General features: G+C 73.2%; 10 protein-coding genes. 5 read left to right on the forward strand and 5 right to left on the reverse strand.

Annotated elements, in window-relative coordinates:
- Entirely contained in the window at positions 1–1317 is a 1317-nt protein-coding gene (locus tag OG871_RS10335) for an ABC transporter substrate-binding protein (RefSeq protein ID WP_371496161.1), read from the reverse strand.
- Between the two features lie 144 nt (positions 1318–1461).
- Here OG871_RS10335 and OG871_RS10340 point away from each other — a divergent pair, with 144 nt between their 5' ends.
- The 3 genes from OG871_RS10340 to OG871_RS10350 all read left to right on the forward strand — a co-directional run bounded on the left by OG871_RS10340 (position 1462) and on the right by OG871_RS10350 (position 6777).
- The gene (locus OG871_RS10340) at positions 1462–2706 is read left to right on the forward strand and encodes an ROK family protein (RefSeq protein ID WP_371496162.1); all 1245 of its coding nucleotides are present in this window, start codon (positions 1462–1464) and stop codon (positions 2704–2706) included.
- A 372-nt stretch (positions 2707–3078) separates the two neighbouring features.
- Positions 3079–5607 carry a discoidin domain-containing protein gene (locus tag OG871_RS10345; protein WP_371503267.1) on the forward strand — a complete coding sequence of 843 codons (2529 nt, stop codon included), beginning with the start codon at positions 3079–3081 and terminating at the stop codon, positions 5605–5607.
- Positions 5608–5733: 126 nt separating this feature from the next.
- Complete coding sequence (locus tag OG871_RS10350) at positions 5734–6777, forward strand: LacI family DNA-binding transcriptional regulator (RefSeq protein WP_371496163.1); 1044 nt, start codon at positions 5734–5736, stop codon at positions 6775–6777.
- 1 nt (position 6778) lies between these two features.
- Here the strand turns inward: OG871_RS10350 and OG871_RS10355 are convergent, their stop codons facing one another.
- The 4 genes from OG871_RS10355 to OG871_RS10370 form a co-directional block, all read right to left on the reverse strand.
- Positions 6779–7513, reverse strand: a complete 735-nt coding sequence (locus OG871_RS10355; protein WP_371496165.1) for a HEAT repeat domain-containing protein — start codon at positions 7511–7513, stop codon at positions 6779–6781.
- 38 nt (positions 7514–7551) lie between these two features.
- Entirely contained in the window at positions 7552–8154 is a 603-nt protein-coding gene (locus OG871_RS10360; protein WP_371496167.1) for a dihydrofolate reductase family protein, read from the reverse strand.
- 256 nt (positions 8155–8410) lie between these two features.
- Complete coding sequence (locus OG871_RS10365) at positions 8411–10048, reverse strand: acyl-CoA dehydrogenase (RefSeq protein ID WP_371496169.1); 1638 nt, start codon at positions 10046–10048, stop codon at positions 8411–8413.
- Positions 10045–11835 (reverse strand): acyl-CoA dehydrogenase family protein, encoded by a 1791-nt coding sequence (locus OG871_RS10370; RefSeq protein WP_371496171.1) that lies wholly within the window; start codon positions 11833–11835, stop codon positions 10045–10047. The genes OG871_RS10365 and OG871_RS10370 overlap by 4 nt, the downstream gene beginning before the upstream one ends.
- A 450-nt stretch (positions 11836–12285) precedes the next feature.
- Here OG871_RS10370 and OG871_RS10375 point away from each other — a divergent pair, with 450 nt between their 5' ends.
- A complete protein-coding gene (locus tag OG871_RS10375; RefSeq protein WP_371496173.1) occupies positions 12286–13425 on the forward strand; it encodes an alpha/beta hydrolase in 1140 nt (379 codons plus the stop codon).
- Positions 13426–13610: 185 nt separating this feature from the next.
- The gene (locus OG871_RS10380; RefSeq protein ID WP_371496175.1) at positions 13611–15878 is read left to right on the forward strand and encodes a glycosyltransferase family 39 protein; all 2268 of its coding nucleotides are present in this window, start codon (positions 13611–13613) and stop codon (positions 15876–15878) included.
- The last annotated feature ends 80 nt before the right edge of the window (positions 15879–15958 follow it).

Consider the following 15958-nt stretch of genomic DNA (forward strand, 5'->3'; position numbering starts at 1 on the left):
TCAGGAGGCCGGCATCTGCTGCTGGGCCTTGGTGAGCTCGGCCTTGACGGTGTCCTCGGTGACCGGCTTGCCGGCGGCGGCGGAGGCGAGCAGGTTCTTGACGGCGGTGCCGATCAGGGTCTCGAACTGGCTCTCGTCGGCGACCTGCGGCAGCGGCCGGGAGCTGCTGCCGAGCACGTTGGCGAGGGCCTGCAGCTCGGGGGTGGCGAAGGCGGCGTCGGCCTGGGCGGCCTTGACCGGCGGGATGGAGCCGTAGGTCTTGTTGAGCTGCTTCTGCTCCTCGTCGCCGGTCATGAACTTCACGAACTGGAGCGCGCCGTCCTTGTTCCTGGTGTTCTTGAAGACGGCGAGGTTGATCCCGGCCACCATCGAGGTGGTGGCCCTGGTGCCGGAGGCGCCGGCCGGGACGGGGATCGGGACGACGCCGAAGTCCTCGGGGTTCATGCCGTGGGACTTGAGGTTGGCGCCGGCGGACTGCCACATCAGCATGGCGGCCTTGCCGGTGGCGAAGTCGGTGACGGACTGGTTGTTGGCGTACTCGGCGTTGCCGGGTGCGGCGATCTTGTCCTTGGCGATGAAGTCGACGTACTGCTTGATCGCGCCGACGGCCTCGGGGCTGTCGAAGGTGGGCTTGCCGGCGCCGTCGAACCAGCCGGTGCCGTGCTGCAGGCCGAGGGCGAACGCGTGGTGGACGTTCTCGGAGACGTTGCCGCCCTCGATCGCCAGGCCGTACTTGCCGTCCTTGGTGAGCTTCTGGCCATCGGCGACCAGCTCCTCCCAGGTGGCCGGCGGGCGCTCGATGCCGGCGTCGCGGAAGGCCTTGACGTTGTAGTAGAGCCCGTAGGCCATGGAGTACAGCGGCACCGCGGCCGGGTCCTTGCCCGCCGCCCCGGCCGAGGCAATGGTGGCGGGCAGGAAGCGGTCCTTGCCGCCGATCTTGGCGAAGGTGGCCTCGTCGAACGGCAGCAGCGCGCCGGTGGCCTGGAGCGAGGCGGACCAGGTGTTGCCGATGTTCAGGACGTCGGGGCCCTGGCCGGAGGCGGTGGCGGCGAGGATCCGGTTCAGCAGGTCGGACCAGGGCACGACCTCCAGCTTCACCTTGATGCCGGTCTGGGCCTCGAACTTTCTCAGTTCGGGCTCCAGGACCTCCTTGTCGTTCTCGAGGCTGGTGCCCTGGTTGGAGGCCCAGTACGTGAGAGTCTTGGGGCTGCTGTCGTCACCGCTGCCGGAGCTGCCGGAGCCTCCGCCGCAGGCGGTGGCGGTCAGGGCGAGTGTGGAGACAAGTGCGGTGGCGGCGGCGAGGCGGTTGATGCGCATGACCGGTGCCCCTCTCGGGCGGGGTGGCGTGGCGGGGGGTGAAGTGCACTGTGCAGCGGCTTACTTCACGCCGTGATTTAACGTGTGAGAAAAGCTGGCGTCAAGACTTTGTGCAGCGTAGATTCAGCGCAGGAGGGAGAGTCCATGACACTTCGAGGCAAGCAGACCGTGCGTGACCTGCGACGGGGCAGCAGATCGACCCTGTTGCGCAGGCTGTACTTCGACGGGCCGCTGAGCCGGCAGGAGCTCGGCCGGATCAGCGGACTGAGCGCCGGATCGATCAGCAACGTGATCGGCGAGCTGCTCGCCGACGGACTGGTGGAGGAGTGCGGCTCGGTCGAGTCGGACGGCGGACGGCCGCGGATCCTGCTCCAGGTGCCGCCCGGCCGGGCCCACCTGGTCGGTGTGGACGTCGGCGAGACCCAGGTCCGGGTCGCGCTGTTCGACCTGACCCTGACCGAACTGGCCGCCAGCGACCATCCGCTCTCCGACAAGGGCCACGACGTCGACCACGTGGTCGAGTTGATCCTCACCGGGCTGGCCGAGGTGCTGGCCACGACCGGGGTCGACCCGGACACCGTGCTCGGTGTCGGCGTCGGCGTCCCCGGCATCGTCGAGCAGGGCGAGGCGGCCGAGCACGGCCAGGGCATCGTCGTGCACAGCCAGACCGTCGACTGGGACGCGGTGCCGCTGGGCCGGCTGCTGCGGGCCGGCACCGACCTGCCGCTGTACGTCGACAACGGCGCCAAGACGCTCGGCCAGGCCGAGATGTGGTTCGGCGCGGGCCGGGGCACCCGGCACGCCGTGATCGCGCTGTTCGGCTCGGGCGTCGGCGCCTGCGTGATCGCCGACGGCGCCCGGTTCCGCGGCGCCACCAGCAGCGCGGGCGAGTGGGGGCACACCAAGGTGCACGTCGGCGGACGGCTCTGCCGCTGCGGCTCGCGCGGCTGCCTAGAGGCGTACGTCGGCGCCGAGGCGCTGGTCGAGCGGTGGGGCGCCGCACCCGCCGGCTCCAGCGAGAAGGCCGGGCTGGCCGCGCTGCTGGCCGCCGCCGAGGCCGGGGAGCCGGCCGCCGTCGAGCTGCTGGCGGAGGCCGCCGAGTACTTCGGCGCGGCCATCGCCGACCTGATCAACCTGTTCAATCCCGAGCGGATCGTGATCGGCGGCTGGGCCGGGCTGATGCTGGGCCCGCGGCTGCTGCCCGCCGTACGGGAGGCGGCGACGGCCTACGCGCTGCGCTTCCCGCGCGCCCAGACCTCGATCGAGCTCGGCCGGCTGGGCCCGGACGCCGTCACGGTCGGCGCGGCCACCCTGCCGCTGTCGCAGTTTCTCGACTCGGGCGGGGAGCTTCCGACCCGGATCGCCACCCGGGCGACGACCGCGAGCTGACCGGCCGTCACCTGCCCCGACCAGCGGCGATGGCGCGGGGGCAGGCCCGACGGCCGGTCAACCGGCTTCTCCCGCAGGGGAGATGCTCCGTACCGGAACTCGCGACCAGGGGGTTGACACCCGCTCTCGGCGGCCCCGAGACTCCTGCCGGGGAGCGCTCTCCGAGCCCCCGTCGCAACGACCGGCGACCCATCGTCCCCGCCCCCGGCGCCCCCGCGCCGCGCCGACCGGGCCATCCGCCGGTCTCCCGTGGACGTCCCCTCGTCCGCGCCCCACCCCCCACCCCACCCATCGCAGGAGAAGCCCGTGAGGCTCACTTCAGCACGCCCCGACGGCAGAGCCGCCATCGGTCGCCGCGGTTCCGCCGGCCTGCTGGGCCTGGCCCTGCTCTCGGGCGCCGTCCTGGCGCTCCCGAGCACCGTCGCCCAGGCCGCCGACACCCTGATCTCGCAGGGCAAAGCCGTCACCGCCTCCTCCACCGAGAACGGCGGCACCACCGCCGCCCTCGCCGTGGACGGCGACAGCGGCACCCGCTGGTCCTCCGCCGCCAGCGACCAGCAGTGGCTCCAGGTCGACCTCGGCGCCACCGCCACCATCAGCAAGGTGGTGCTCAACTGGGAAGCCGCGTACGGCAAGGCGTACCAGATCCAGACCTCCGCCGACGGCGCCACCTGGACCACGGTCCACTCCACCACCACCGGCGCCGGCGGCACCGAGACCCTGAACGTCTCCGGCACCGGCCGCTACGTCCGGATGAACGGCATCACCCGGGGCACCGGCTACGGCTACTCGCTCTGGGAGTTCCAGGTCTTCGGCTCCCCCGGCGGCACCGACCCGGGCACCTGCGGCACCGACAACGCCGCCCGGGGCCGCCCCGCCACCGCCTCCTCCACCGAGAACGGCGGCACCTTGGCCGCCCTCGCCGTGGACGGCGACAACGGCACCCGCTGGTCCTCCGCCGCGAGCGACCCCCAGTGGCTCCAGGTCGACCTCGGCTCGACCCGGCAGATCTGCCAGGTCGTGCTCAACTGGGAGGCCGCGTACGGGAAGTCGTACCAGATCCAGACCTCCGACAACGGGACCGGCTGGACCACGGTCTACTCCACCACCACCGGCCGCGGCGGCACCGAGACCCTGAACGTCTCCGGCAGCGGGCGCTACCTGCGGATGAACGGCACCGCCCGGGGCACCGGCTACGGCTACTCGCTCTGGGAGCTCGGCGTGCACACCGGCGGCGGCCCGACCGTGCCCCCGGTCCAGGGCGGCGGCGACCTCGGCCCGAACGTGCTGGTCTTCGACCCGTCCACGCCCGGGATCCAGGCCAAGGTCGACGAGGTCTTCGCCAAGCAGGAGTCGAACCAGTTCGGCGCCGACCGGTACGCGCTGCTGTTCAAGCCCGGCACGTACAACAACATCAACGCCCAGATCGGCTTCTACACCTCGATCGCGGGCCTCGGCCTGAGCCCCGACGACACCACCTTCAACGGCGACGTCACCGTGGACGCGGGCTGGATGGGCGGCAACGCCACCCAGAACTTCTGGCGCTCGGCGGAGAACCTGCACCTCAAGCCGGTCAGCGGCACCGACCGCTGGGCGGTCTCGCAGGCCGCGCCGTTCCGCCGGATGCACGTCGAGGGCGGCCTCAACCTGGCGCCGAACGGCTACGGCTGGGCCAGCGGCGGCTACATCGCCGACTCCAGGATCGACGGCACCGTCGGCAACTACTCGCAGCAGCAGTGGTACACCCGCGACAGCGCCATCGGCGGCTTCACCAACGGCGTGTGGAACCAGACCTTCTCCGGCGTCCAGGGCGCCCCCGCCCAGGGCTTCCCCGACCCGCCGTACACCACGCTCGCCACCACCCCGGTCTCCCGCGAGAAGCCGTTCCTCTACCTGGACGGCAACGACTACAAGGTGTTCGTGCCGAGCAAGCGCACCGACGCCAGCGGCATCTCCTGGGCGAACGGCCCCGGCGCCGGCAGCTCGCTGGCGCTGAACCAGTTCTACGTGGTCAAGCCCGGCGCCACCGCGGCCACCATCAACCAGGCGCTGGCCCAGGGCCTGAACCTGCTGTTCACCCCGGGCGTCTACCACGTCGACCGGACCATCGACGTCACCCGGCCCGGCACCGTGGTGCTCGGGCTCGGCCTCGCCACCGTCGTCCCGGACAACGGCGTGATCGCGATGAGGACCGCCGACGTGGACGGCATCCGGCTGGCCGGCCTGCTGTTCGACGCCGGCACGGTCAACTCCCCCGCGCTGCTCCAGATCGGCCCGGACGGCGCAGGCGCCGACCACGCGGCGGACCCGACCACCGTCCAGGACGTGTTCGCCCGGATCGGCGGCGCGGGCCCCGGCTCGGCCACCACCGCCATGGTGGTCAACAGCAACAGCACCGTCGTGGACCACACCTGGCTCTGGCGGGCCGACCACGGCGCCGGCGTCGGCTGGACGGCCAACCCGTCCGACTACGGCATGGTCGTGCGCGGCAACGACGTGCTGGCCACCGGCCTGTTCGTCGAGCACTTCAAGAAGTACGACGTGGAGTGGGCCGGCGAGCGCGGCCGGACGATCTTCTACCAGAACGAGATCGCCTACGACGCCCCCAACCAGGCCGCCGTCCAGAACGGTGCCACCAAGGGCTACGCCGCCTACAAGGTCGACGACAACGTCAACGTCCACGAGGGCTGGGGCCTGGGCTCCTACTGCTACTTCAACGTGGACCCGACCATCCGGATGGACCACGGCTTCGAGGCCCCCGACCGGCCGAACGTGAGGTTCCACGACATCCTGGTCAACTCGCTCGGCGGCAACGGCCAGTTCGACCACGTGATCAACAACGTCGGGGCGGCCACCTCGGGCACCTCCACCACCCCGTCCAACGTGGTCTCCTACCCGTGACCCGCCCCGGCCTGCCCACCACCTGAACGAGCGCTCCACCCGCGAGGACCGGCCCCACAGGCCGCGGGTGGAGCGCTCTCCAGGCATGCCCTGACGGGCCGCCGCCGAGGTGCTATAACAACCCGTATGACTGACGCCCTCCAGCCCACGGCAACCCGCCCGGCCACCCTGGAGGACGTCGCGCGCGTCGCCGGCGTCTCCCGGTCCACCGTCTCCCGGGTCGTCAACGGCGTCCGCAACGTCGACCCCGCCATCCAGGAGACCGTCCGGCAGGCCGTCGCCGCCACCGGATACGTGCCCAACAGCGCCGCCCGCTCGCTGGTCACCCGGCGCGCGGACACCGTGGCACTGATCGTCTCCGGCGCCGGTGCGACCGGCGGCGACGGAATGCTGTTCACCGACCCCTTCTTCGGCCGGATCGTCAGCGGCGTGCTCGGCGGGCTGCGACCCCTCGGCATGCATCCCGTGCTGATGCTCGCCGACGACGACACCTCCCGCGAGCAGGCCGTCGCCTACCTGCGGCGCGGCAGCGCGGACGGCGCCCTGCTGGTGTCCACCCACGCCGGCGACCCGCTGCCCGCCCTGCTCGCCGAGGCCGGCCTGCCCGCCGTCCTGTTCGGCCGGCCCACCGGCCCGCTGCCGCTCAGCTACGTCGACCTGGCCAACCACGACGGTGCCCGGCTGGCCGCCGACCACCTCGCCGCCCGCGGCTGCCGACGCGTCGTCACCGTCGCCGGCCCCCACTCGCTGCCCGCCGGACAGGACCGGCTGGCCGGCTTCCGGGAGGCGATGGCCCGGCACGGACAGCCCTGGGCACCCGCCGTGTCCGGCGACTTCACCCTGCACGGCGGCACCGAGGCGATGACCCGGCTGCTCGCCGAACACCCCGACCTGGACGGCGTGTTCGCCGCCAACGACCTGATGGCCCAGGGCGCGCTGGCCGTCCTGCGCGAACACGGCCGCCGGGTGCCCGGGGACGTCGCCGTGGTCGGCTTCGACGACAGCAGCGCCGCCACCTCCGCCCACCCCCGGCTCACCACCGTCCGCCAGCCGGTCGAGGAGATGGCCGAGCGGATGACCACCCTGCTGCTCGACCGGATCGAGCAGCCCGGTGAGCGGCCGACCTCGGTGCTGTTCGAACCACGGCTGGTGGTACGGGAGTCCGCCTGAGTCAGCCGGTGGCCCCGGCCGCCCCTCCCGTCCCTCCCGCCCCGTCTGCCCCTCCCGCCGACAGCAGGAGTTGGCGCAGGACCTGGTCGGCGTCCTCGTCCAGGGTGGTACCGATGTGGCGCAGCTCCGCGCACCGCTCGGCGTCGGCGTCGGCCGCCAGCGCGGCGGCCCAGGCCCGCTTCCGCTCGTCCGGCACCCCGGACGTCTCGTTGAACAGCGCGTACAGCGCGTACCAGCGGACGTCCTCGTCGTCGTCCCCGCTCAGCCGCAGGAGGGCGTCGACGACCCGCTCCTCGGTCCGGTCCGGGTCCGCCACGGACGGGAGCGCGGCCGCGACCCCGAACCTGACCGGCCAGTCCTCGTGGCCGGCGTACCCGAGCACGGTGTCGAGCGTCTCGTGGGCGCAGTGGTAGCCGAAGGTCGAGATCGTCCATCGCAGGACCTGCGGGTCCGGTTCGTCCCGCATCGCGCGCCGCAGGAGCCGGACCGTCTCGGTGGTGAACGGACGCCGGCCGTCCTGGTCCTGCGGGCCGAGCTCGCGCAGGACCAGGACGCCCAGCCGCCGCTGCACGGGCTCCGCACAGGACAGCAGGCGGGCCGCCCGGTCGAAGACCTCGCGGGTCGGCCGCCTGTGCAGGGCCACCAGGAAGGGCACGGGGGCGTCGTCCTCGTTCTCCTGCCCGGCCAGCGCCCCGGCGAACAGCTCGTCCGCGGTCACGGCACCCGGGTCGTGCACCACCCCGCCCCTCTCGTCCGTACGTCCGGCGCCAGAGCCTACGCGGTGGGGGTGCCGCGGTCGTAGGTGAGGAACAGCGGGCCGTTCTCGAGCACGGTGTGCTCGCTGAGGTGCCAGCCGGTCGGGTCGAAGGCGGCCCCCCGGGAGAAGAGCGGGATGCCGTTGCCGATCGTCAGCGGGCTGAGCTTGACGACCAGCCGGTCGATCTCGCCGAACAGTGCCGCGGCCAGTTCTCCGCCGCCGACCAGCCAGATGTCCTTGCCGTCCTGCTGCTTCAGCTCACGCACCGTCTCCACCGGGTCCCCGGCGACCAGCTCGACGCCCGGGTCCGGGCTCTCGGCGAGGGTGCGGGAGAAGACCAGGTGACGCAGGTGCGGATAGGCGTTGGCGAGGCCGACCTTCAGGCCGATCTCGTAGGTGCGGCGCCCTTCGAGGACGGTGTCGAAGTGGGTGCCCTCGGCCGTCACGCCCAGCGCGGCCCGGGCCGGGGCGGGCAGGGTCTCCGGGTACTCGGTGACCAGGTGCTGCACGTAGGACTCGGTGATCGGCCAGAAGCCGTCCGGCCCGGTGGGGTCGGCACCGTCCGGACCGGCGATGAATCCGTCGAGGGAGGAGGCGATGAAGTACACGAGCTTGCGCAACGGAGGCCCTTCGAAGATCGGTCGGCGGGGGTGCACGACTTGTGGCGCACGTGTCGTTCGCACGCGGCCCTGCCGACCCCCCGGTACCTCCATGATCACCGATCGGCCGCCGGGGAGCAATGCCCGTGCACGAAGAGTCGCCGCGGGCCCGGAGAGGCCTCCGTTGCCGGGCCGGCCGACCCCACCGGGTGGACTGAGGGGTGCTGCCGCGCTGACAGCACCCCTCACTTCGGGCCGGGCCGGGTCCCTCCCGCGCTCAGGCCAGTCGGCCCCCGGCGAGGCCGAAGGCCATGCCGGACTCCTGGCGGGCCGTCAGCTCGGCGAACACCCGGGGGTGCCCCGCCTCCGCGCCCGGCACCGGCTGGCAGCCGAGGCGGGCGGTCAGCCGGGCCAGGGCGCCGGTGAGCCAGGCCGGATCGCCGAGGAACGGGGTGCCGGTGCTGCTGTGGTACTGCCAGGTGCCCAGGCAGGCGGCTGCGGCGAGCAGGATCGCGTAGCGCTCGGCGAGGGCGTGGGCGGCCGGGGTGTCCGGGTCCCCGCCCGGCGAGGTCTCGGCGAGGTCCCGCTCCAGCTCGCGCAGCTCGTCGGCCAGTTGGGCGCAGAGTGCGCCGAGGACCGGCTCCGCCCGCAGGTCCGCGGCGGCTGCCGGCAGGGTCGCCAGGAGCGGGTCGGCCGGGTCGGCTCCGGCGAGCTGGGCGAAGTCGAGGCCGGGCAGGACGCCGTCCGGGACGAAGAGTCCGACGGACGGGTCCGCGGGAAGGGTCAGGGACAGCGGCTCCGCGGGCCTGGCGCCACCGCTCTGCAGCAGTCGGAGGGCGGACAGGTCCCGCAGGTGCTTCTGGAAGATGCCGTGCGGGCCCTCCCGGAGGAAGGACCGCGCACCCAGCAGGACGGTCAGTGCGCCCGCGGCCTCCTGGGTCAGCCGCGGCAGCAGCGAGCGGGCGGCCGCCGTGTACGCGCCGCTGCGGCGGGGCAGCAGGTGCAGGGCCCGGCAGACCGCGCCGGCCAGCGAGTCGACGGTCAGCAGGTCCAGGTAGACGCCGGTGAGGGCGGCCCGGGCGTGCGGCAGGTCGGACACCGTGCGCTGGTAGAGCCGCCGCCCGACGGCGAACTCCGTGACCGTGCGCAGTTGCTGGTCGAGGGTCCCGACGGTGGCGCCGGCCAGCACCGCCCCCGCGACCCCCGCGGCCGGGCCGGGGCCTGCCGGGCCGCCGAGCAGGGCGGTGGCGGGGACTCGGCAGTTCCGGAACTCCACGCCGCCGAGGTACGCGGTCCGCAGGCCGACGGTCCGGTGGCGGGGCAGGAAGCGCAGCCCCGCACGCGGCACGGTGTCCAGGTCCAGCAGCAGCGTCTTTGGCCGGTCGTCGCGCCGGACCGGCAGCACGGCCAGCTCGGCCCGGGCGAGGTTGTTGACCATGGTCTGACGCCCGTTCAGGACGGACTCCGTGCCGAGCCGGGAGGCGAGGACGTCCTCGCCCGCGAGCCCGGGTGCGGCGATCCGGCCGCCGCTCAGCAGCACCGCCGCAGCCCGGGCCCGCTGTTCGGGGCTGCCGGCCGACCAGACGGCGAGCGCCCCGGCCGGACTGCCCGCGCCGTGTCCGAGCGCGAGGGCGGCGTCGCGCCGGAACAGCGGACGCAGCAGTGCGGCCAGCCGGTCGGCCCGGTCGAGGCGGCCGCCGAGTTCGACGGGGACGAGCTCGGCACCCAGCCCGTAGGCGTCGAGCAGGCGTTCACCCGCCGGGAGCGGGGTGCCGCGGTCGTCGGCGCGGAGGAAGGCGGCGAACCCGAGCGGGTTGTCCTGGTCGTTGGGATCACCCAGCAGGTTCTCCAGCGGTGCGAGGTCCTCGGGGCCGGGGTGACGGCGTTCCTCCGCCGCCGTGTCGAGGGTGCTCATGCGGGATCCTTCACCAAGGGGTAGCTCAGCAGGGAGGGCAGGTCTCCGGAGTCGTACTGGTCGAGGAGGACGGGCAGCAGACGTTCGAACACCTCGTCGGGCGGAGCGGGTCGGCCGGGCCGCAGCTGGGCCAGGAGCCTGACCAGGACGGCCTCCAGCCACAGTCCCCGGTGCCAGAGGCCGTCGTGGCCCGCGTGGCGGTCCCGGTTGCGCAGCCACAGGTGCAGGGCCGCCGACCCGGCGAAGCAGCGGGCGTACCGTTCGGCGAGCCCGAACGCGGGGGCGGGGACGTCGACCGGGGTCGGCCGGTGGGCGGCGAGGTCGGCGGCGAGCCGCTCGGCCTCGGCGCGGAGTTCCTGCGCCCGCCTGTCCAGGGAGGCCGGGACGGCTCCGGCGGCCGCGAGCGCGCTCAGTTCCTGCACCGCCGCGCCCAGGCCCTGGACCACACTGGAGCCGCCGCGCGAGAGCAGGGAGAGCCGGGTGCGGTCGAACCCGGGCAGCGTCCGGGTGAGCGTGGTGGCATCCGCCAGGCCGCCGTCGTCGACCGTTCCGGCCGCCAACTGCCGCGACAGCAGCGGGAACTGCGTGATCAGCGAGTGCAGGTTGACCAGTGTGTTGCCGTCGAAGATCCCGACGATCTGGTGGTCGCGCAGCACCTTCTGGTAGCGGCCGTGCTGCCCGTGACCGCCGGCCGACCGGTCGCGATCGATCGCCGCGTCACCGCCGGTCAGCTGGGCCTGCGCGCCGAGCACCGGACCGAGCCCGGCGATCAGTCCGTCGACGAGGGTCGGTACGAAGTACTTGGTGACGGCGGAGGTGACGGACAGTTCGTTGGTGAGGCCGTGGATGCTGCGGCTCGCCACCAGGGTCGTCGCCTCGGCGAGCAGGAGGTCCGCGTAGGACTGCGCGAGGAGCTGCCGGGCGCGGGGGCGGTCGAGGGCGGGGCGGTCGGAGGCGGGGCGGTCGGGGGCCGGGGAGCCGAGCGCGGACCGGAGGGACAGGGCGAGGGCGTTGTCCGCGGCGCCCAGGGAGAGCGAGGCACACAGCGTCCGGGTCAGCTGGAGGCTCTTGAGGACGATCTCCATCCCGCGGCCCTCGGAGCCGACCACCGCGCTCGCGGGGACGGGCGCGTCGGTGAAGGCGATCCCGCTGATGTCGGCGCCCCGGATGCCGTGCAGGGGTACGCCGGGCAGCGGCCGGTAGTGGGTGGGGTCCAGGCTGTGCTTGTCGATCATCAGCAGCGAGAATCCGAGCGGGCCGCCGGCGCCGCCGGTGCGGGTGAGGAGGCAGACCAGCCGGCCCCGGGTGGCGTTGTTGATCAGCCATTTCTCGCCGGTGACCAGGTAGCCCCCGTCAACGGGCCGGGCGGTGACCTCGCCGGCGAGCAGGTCGCTGCCGTGCTCGCGCTCGGTCAACCCCCAGGAGACCGGGGCGCCTTCGATCACCCGGTCGGCCAGGGCCCGGGCCTGGTCGGCGGTGCCGCCGACCCAGACGGAGACGGCCCCGAGGAAGGTCTTGCCGTGCGCGATGGCGACGGTCAGGTCGCGGCGGGCGATGGCGCGGACGAGTTGCAGGGCCGGTTCGAAGCTGTGCAGGTCGCCGCCGTGGGCGGCGGGGACGTAGTGCCGGGGCAGGCCGAGGGCGTCCAGCTCCCGGCAGATCTCCGCCGGGAACTCCTCGCGGGCGTCCAACTCCGCACAGCGGGCGTAGGAGAACAGGCGCCCCCCGTCGTCGGGATCGCCCATCCTGCGGTCGAAACGTAAGGCCAGGTCGTACGCGGTGTGCATGACGAAATTCCCCCTGATGCCATGTCGAGCGGTATCCCCCCTCGCCTGCCGGGGCGGTCCGGCAGCGGGGCGTTCGCGGATGCGAGGAAGGCGGTCACCGCGCAGTCCCCGTGCTCCTCGGAGCGAACGGGCCAGGTCAGGGGGCGCCGGTCCTGCGTTTGCCCCCCGGCGTGCCGATCCTGCGCGGACCGCTGTCGAGACTGCCACATCCCCCGCCGTCCTGTCCCGGCACAACTCGGTCCGAGTGATGACCAACTCACTTGCGGGAATAAGGTTTTGGATCGGACGGAACGGGGACGAAGTTCCCGCCGGGAAGGCCTCGCCACGGTATGTCCCCACCGCCTCACCGAGTGCAGCCGAAATGGTGCCGGGCCCTGTCTTTTAAGTGAGGTCTCAGGCCGCACCCAGCCCGCTCCCAGAGTGACCCCGGCGGTCAATTACGATCAACGGGTGCCAAGCCTCACCGGACTTCCGCTTCAGATCATCGCCGCCCTGCTGGCGGTCGCCGCCTTCGCCGCGACCATGTGGCTCTGGCCCAGACTCGGCGGGAGCGGCTGGAAGGCGTGGCTCGGGCGGCTCGGGGCGTTCTTCGGGACGCAGGTCGCCGTCCTGGTGGCGCTGGGCCTGGTGGCCAACGCGTACTTCGGCTTCTACACCACCTGGAGCGACCTGCTCGGCCTGGACGGCGCCCCCGGCCAGGTGGTGGACCACCAGCCGGGCGGCAAGGCCGTCAAAGTGACCGGCGAACAGAAGATGTACTCCTCGCAGGGGTCCACCACGGAGCGCGCCGGAAAGATCGAGAAGGTGGACATCACCGGCGAGGCCTCCGGGCTGAGCGGCGACGCGTTCGTCTACCTGCCGCCGCAGTACTTCCAGCCCGAGTACGCCGGCAGCCGGTTCCCGATGGCGCTGGTGCTGTCCGGCTACCCCGGTTCGGCGGAGAAGCTGATCACGCTGCTGAAGTACCCGGAGTCGGCGCTGCACGCGATCGAGGCCAAGCAGCTGCCGCCGACCGTCCTGGTGATGATGCGTCCGACGCCGTCGGGGGTCGGGAACCGGGACACCGAGTGCATGGACATCCCGAACGGCCCGCAGGTGGAGACCTTCTTCACGACCGACGTGCCGAAGGCGATGGCCGCCGGCTACCGGGTCTCCGACCGGCCCGAGGCGCGGGCGGTGCTGGGCGACTCCACCGGCGGCTACTGTGCGCTGAAGTTCGCGCTGCGCAAGCCCGACTCGTACCGCGCGGCGGTCTCGCTGTCCGGCTACTACGAGGCGCCGACCGATCCGACCACCGGTGACCTGTTCGGCGGCAGTGCGGATCTGAAGCGCGAGAACGACCTGACGTGGCGACTGGAGAACACCCCGCCCGCACCGGTCTCGCTGCTGCTCGCGACCAGCCTGGACGAGGAGAACTACAAGGAGACCCAGAAGATGGTCGCCTCGTTCAAGGCTCCGACCCAGCTGTCGACCATCACGCTGGACACCGGCGGGCACAACTTCCACACCTGGACCCGGGAGATCCCGCCCGCGATGGAGTGGCTCGGCCGGCGGATCGCTCCTCCGGTTCCGGGCGCCCACCCCGCCTGACGCTCCGCCAGGCGGTCGCACGGCAAGCCCCCGGCTGACGCACCGTCCCCCGGTGCCCCACGCCGGGGTCGGCCGCCGGGTCCGTTCCACCGGGGCCCGGCGGCCGGCCCCGGCCCGCGCAGATCCCACCACGCTCACAGAGAGTGTTCACGCCTCTCTCAGGAACGGCCGCGAGCGTATCGCCCATGACCACGACCAGTTCCGTTCCTCCGACCAGCGACCCGTGGCCCGAGGCTGCGAACTACCCGCCGCCGGCGCCGCCGGCCCGGGCCGCGGTCGTCGCCCCGTTCCCGCCCGTCGCCCTCCCCGAGCCCGGCCCGAAGGGCCCGCAGTCCTGGGCCGGACGGCTGCGTACGCTGCCGGCCCGCGCCTGGCGCGGCCGGCCCGACGACCCCCGCTGGGCCAGACCCGCGCTGCTCGGCCTGCTGGCCGCCACCGCGGCGCTGTACTTCTGGAACCTCAGCTCCTCCGGCTGGGCCAACGCCTTCTACTCCGCCGCCGTGCAGGCGGGCAGCGAGAGCTGGAAGGCCTTCTTCTACGGCTCCTCCGACGCGGCGAACTTCATCACCGTCGACAAGGCGCCGATGGCCCTGTGGCCGATGGCGCTCTCGGTCCGGATCTTCGGCCTCAGCTCGTGGAGCATCCTCGCCCCGCAGGTGCTGATGGCCGTCGCCACGGTCGGCACGGTGTACGCGACGGTGCGCCGCCGGTTCTCCCCGCTCGGCGGCCTGGTGGCGGGCGCGGCGCTGGCGCTCACCCCGGTCGCGGCGCTGATGTTCCGCTTCAACAACCCGGACGCGCTGCTGGTCCTGCTGCTGACCCTGGCCGCGTACGGCCTGGTCCGGGCCACCGAGACCGCGAGCACCCGGTGGCTGCTGTTCACCGGTGCGATGTTCGGCTTCGGGTTCCTCACCAAGACCCTCCAGGCCTTCCTGGTGCTGCCGGGCTTCGCCCTGGTCTACCTGGTGGTCGCCCCGACCTTGCTGTGGCGCCGGGTCCGTCAGCTGCTGCTGGCCGGGCTGGCGATGGTGGTGGCCGGCGGCTGGTGGGTGGCGATCGTCGAGCTGGTGCCGGCCTCGGCCCGGCCGTACATCGGCGGCTCGCAGGACAACGACTTCCTCTCGGTCACCTTCGGCTACAACGGCTTCGGCCGGCTCACCGGCGACGAGACCGGCAGCGTCGGCGGTGGTGGTGGCGGCCGGGGCGGGCAGGGCGGCGGCCAGTGGGGCAGCACCGGCATCACCCGGCTGCTCGACGGTGACATCGGCGGCCAGATCGCCTGGCTGCTGCCCGCCGCGCTGATCCTGCTCGCGGCCGGGCTGTGGGCCACCCGCCGCTACGGGCGGACGGACGGCGCCCGCACCGCGTTCCTGGTCTGGGGCAGCTGGCTGCTGGCCACCGGCCTGACCTTCAGCTTCATGTCGGGCATCTTCCACCAGTACTACACGGTGGCCCTCGCCCCGGCGGTCGCCGCCCTGGTCGGCATGGGCGTGGACGGCCTGTGGCGGGCCCGCGAGCGGATGCCGTACGCGGCGGTGCTGAGCGGCACGCTCGCGGTGACCGCCTGGTGGGCGTACGTCCTGCTCGGGCGCAGCAGTGAGTTCCTGCCGTGGCTGCGGTGGGCGGTGCTGGTCGGCGGCCTGGCCGCGGCGGTCGTGCTGCTGGTCGCCGGCCGGCTCTCCGGCGGACTCGGCGCCCGGGTCGCGGCGGTGGCCGGACTGGTGGCGCTGGCGGCCGCGTTGGGCGGCCCCGCGGCCTACGCGCTGGACACGGTCTCGACCGGGCACTCCGGCTCGATCGTCACGGCCGGTCCGCGGGTGCAGGGATCGAACGGTTTCGGCGGCCCCGGCGGCGGTCCCGGCGGGGGCGGGCAGGGCGGCGGCCGGATGATGCCTCCCGGCGCGGGGCAGGGCCAGAACGGTGGGACCGGCCGGAACGCGATGCCGGCCTTCCCGGGCGGCACGGCTCCGGGCCAGGGTCAGAACGGTCAGGGCCAGAACGGCATGCCCGGTCTCCCCGGCGGCGGCACCACCCGCGGCGACGGCCAGCGCGGCGGCATGGGCGGGGGCGGTATGGGCGGCCTGCTGAACGGTGCCCAGGTCAGCAGCGAGATGTCCGCCCTGCTGAAGCAGGACTCCGACGCGTACACCTGGGTGGCGGCGGCGGTCGGTTCGCAGAACCAGGCCAGCTACCAACTCGCCACGGGCAAGCCGGTGATGGCGCTGGGCGGCTTCAACGGGACCGACCCGTCGCTGAGCCTCGCGGCCTTCCAGCAGTACGTCGCGGAGGGCCGGATCCACTACTTCATCGGCGGTGGCGGCATGGGCGGTGGCGGTGGCATGGGCGGCGGCGCCTCCGGCAACGACTCCTCGAAGATCGCCACCTGGGTCGCGGCCACCTTCACGGCGAAGACGGTGGGCGGCACCACCGTCTACGACCTGACGGAGAAGTAGACCCTGCCAGTCGTATCAGCAGCCCGGCCCGTCGGAACTCCCCGGCGGGCCGGGCTCGCTCCCGCGTTCGCATCGCATCA

Source organism: Kitasatospora sp. NBC_00374 (genome assembly GCF_041434935.1).
Taxonomy (GTDB): domain Bacteria; phylum Actinomycetota; class Actinomycetes; order Streptomycetales; family Streptomycetaceae; genus Kitasatospora.